This window comes from Micromonospora phytophila (genome assembly GCF_023656545.1).
Classification (GTDB): Bacteria; Actinomycetota; Actinomycetes; order Mycobacteriales; family Micromonosporaceae; genus Micromonospora; species Micromonospora phytophila.
The window spans coordinates 1-3,244 of the sequence record NZ_JAMOKF010000477.1 but is presented as its reverse complement, the minus strand read 5'-3'; the positions used below and the strand labels follow the sequence as shown (position 1 = coordinate 3,244).

1 protein-coding gene is annotated in these 3,244 nt (G+C 70.9%); it reads right to left on the bottom strand.

What is annotated here, in order from left to right:
• Positions 1–95: 95 nt before the first annotated feature.
• A complete protein-coding gene (gene ppdK, locus NCC78_RS29910; RefSeq protein ID WP_250798723.1) occupies positions 96–2,831 on the bottom strand; it encodes a pyruvate, phosphate dikinase in 2,736 nt (911 codons plus the stop codon).
• Between the last annotated feature and the right edge of the window lie 413 nt (positions 2,832–3,244).

The following is a 3,244-nucleotide window of genomic DNA, read 5'->3' as shown; positions in this document are numbered from 1 at the left end:
CTGACCCGGCCCGGGTCGGCCGCAGCGGGGCCGCACGGCAGCGGCGGCGGACCCGCTCCCCGGGTACGCCGCCGCCCTGCCGAACTCTCCCGCGATCAGCGGCTGTCCGAGCCGTCCGTCAGCACGGCCGCGCGGCCGGCCTCCAGCCGGGCGACCGGCACCCGGAAGGGCGAGCAGGAGACGTAGTCCAGGCCCACCTCGTGGAAGAAGTGCACCGAGTCGGGGTCGCCGCCGTGCTCGCCGCAGACGCCGAGCTTCAGCTCCGGCCGGGCCGCCCGGCCCTCCTCCGCGGCGATCCGGACCAGCCGGCCCACCCCATCCCGGTCGATGGACTCGAACGGCGAGATGCCGAAGATGCCCAACTCCAGGTAGCGCCAGAAGAACGCGCCCTCGACGTCGTCGCGGGAGAAGCCCCAGGCCATCTGGGTCAGGTCGTTGGTGCCGAAGGAGAAGAACTGCGCCGCCTCGGCGATCTGCCCGGCGGTCAGCGCCGCCCGGGGCACCTCGATCATGGTGCCGATCAGCACCTCGACGCCGCTGTCCCCGACCACCTCGGCGATGATCTTCTCGGCCTCGGCCCGTACCGTCTCCAACTCCTGCACCGCGCCGACCAGCGGCACCATGATCTCCGGCTTGGCCACCGTGCCGCCGCGGGCGCACTCGACCGCAGCCTCGGTGATCGCCCGGACTTGCATGGCGAAGAGGCCGGGGATCACCAGGCCGAGCCGGACGCCGCGCAGGCCGAGCATCGGATTCTCCTCGTGCATCCGCCGGACGGCGGCGAGCAGCGCCTCCTCCTTCGCCACGTCCTCGCCGCGTTCCTGCGCGACGGCGACGTTGACGGCGAGCTGCTCCAGCGGGGGGAGGAACTCGTGCAGCGGCGGGTCGATCAGCCGGACGGTGACCGGCAGGCCGTCCATCTCCCGGAAGATCTCCTCGAAGTCGGCCCGCTGCAACGGCAGCAGCGCGGCCAGCGCCGACTCCCGCTCGTCGTCGCTGCGGGCCAGGATCAGCCGCTCCACCAGCTCGCGGCGGTCGCCGAGGAACATGTGCTCGGTGCGGCAGAGCCCGATGCCCTCGGCGCCGAAGCGGCGAGCCCGGGCGGCGTCCGCGCCGGTGTCGGCGTTCGTCCGGACCGCCAGCCGCCGCGTGCCGTCGGCGTGCGTCATGATCCGGTGTACGGCCCGGACCAGCGCGTTGTCGACGTGCTCGGGGGCGAGGCTGCCCTCGAAGTACTGGACCACCTCCGAGGGCATGACCGGCACCTCGCCGAGGTACACCTTGCCGGTGGTGCCGTCGATGGAGACGACGTCGCCCTCGTTGACGGTGTGCTCGCCGACGGTGAACTTCCGCTGCGGGATGTTGACCTCCAGCGCGTCGGCGCCGGAGACGCAGGTCTTGCCCATGCCCCGGGCCACCACGGCGGCGTGGCTGGTCTTGCCGCCGCGCGAGGTCAGGATGCCCTGGGCGGCGATCATGCCGTTGAGGTCGTCGGGGTTGGTTTCCCGGCGGACCAGGATCACCGCCTCGCCCTCGGCGGCCAGCTCGACCGCGCGGGCGGAGGTGAAGACCACCTTGCCCGACGCGGCGCCGGGCGAGGCGCCGATGCCCTTGGCGACCGGCTGGAACTCGTGGTCGAGCCGGAACCGGGGGAACATCAGCTGCGCCAGCTGCGCGCCGTTGACCCGGTGCAGCGCCTCGTCCAGGTCGATCAGGCCCTCGTCGACGAGCTGCCCGGCGATGACGAACGCGGCGGCGGCGGTGCGCTTGCCGACCCGGGTCTGGAGCATCCAGAGCTTGCCGCGCTCGATGGTGAACTCGATGTCGCAGAGGTCCTTGTAGTGCCCCTCCAGCCGGGCCATGAACGCGAGCAGCTCGTCGTAGGACTTCTTGTCGAGCTGCTCCAGCTCCTGCAGCGGCACGGTGTTGCGGATGCCGGCGACGACGTCCTCACCCTGGGCGTTGGCCAGGTAGTCGCCGTAGATGCCCTGGGCACCGCTGCCCGGGTCGCGGGTGAAGGCGACGCCGGTGCCGGAGTCCGGGCCGAGGTTGCCGAAGACCATCGCCACCACGTTGACCGCGGTGCCCAGATCGGCGGGGATGCGCTCCTGCCGGCGGTAGAGCACCGCCCGGTCGGCGTTCCACGACTCGAAGACCGCGCGGATGGCGAGGTCCAACTGCTCGCGCGGCTCCTGCGGGAACTCCCGCCCGGTGTGCTTGCTGAAGATCTTCTTGTACGCGTCGACCAGCCCGCGCAGGTCGTCCGCGTCGAGGTCGAGGTCGTTCTGCGTACCCTTGGCGCGCTTGACGTCGTCGAGGGCGTGCTCGAACTCCTCGCCCGGCACCTCGCAGACGGTCTTGCCGAACATCTGGATCAGTCGGCGGTAGGAGTCCCAGGCGAACCGGTCCGCGCCGCCGGAGCCGGCCTGGTCGGCCGAGCCGCTGGCCTGTCGGGCGAGACCCTGCACGCTGCGGTCGTTGAGGCCGACGTTGAGGACGGTCTCCATCATGCCGGGCATGGAGAACTTCGCGCCGGAGCGGACGGAGACCAGCAGCGGGTCCTCGGGGTCGCCGAGGCGCTTGCCCATCGCGTTCTCCAGCGCCGACAGGTGGGCGGCGATCTGGTCGCCGAGCCCGGCGGGCTCCTCGCCGGTGGCGAGGTACGCCTTGCAGGCCTGGGTGGTGATGATGAAGCCGGGCGGGACGGGCAGGCCGAGGTTGGTCATCTCGGCCAGGTTCGCGCCCTTACCCCCGAGCAGGTCCTTCTGGTCCTTGTTGCCCTCGGCGAAGGCGTAGACGTACTTGTGATCCACCGTCTCTTGCGCTGCCACCAGAGCCTCCCACGCGCGCCGGAATTGACACTTAACGAAGGTTCAGTTGCCTCATACCCCGGAGCGGACCCCCGGTAATCCGAGGTCCATGCCGATCGGTGGGCGAAGGTTAAGCGAACATCGTGGGGACTGGGACCGTTCGGTGACAATCGGCACAGCCATCACGACTATCCGCGTTCGTACGGGTTTTTGGGAACGCTTCCACGCGCAGGATCACGCAATCACCGGCCCCCTCGTACTCTTGACGGCACGCGTTTCGGTGAACCTCACCTTTGCCATAACCGCCGCAAATACACCCCCTCGGAGTTGTCCCAGTGCCTGCCGTCCCCCTCGCCGCACCGGAGCCGCTCGACCCGTCCCCCACCGTGCCGGCCGGCGGCACCATCGCGCCGGTCCCGCTGCCGACCCGCCAG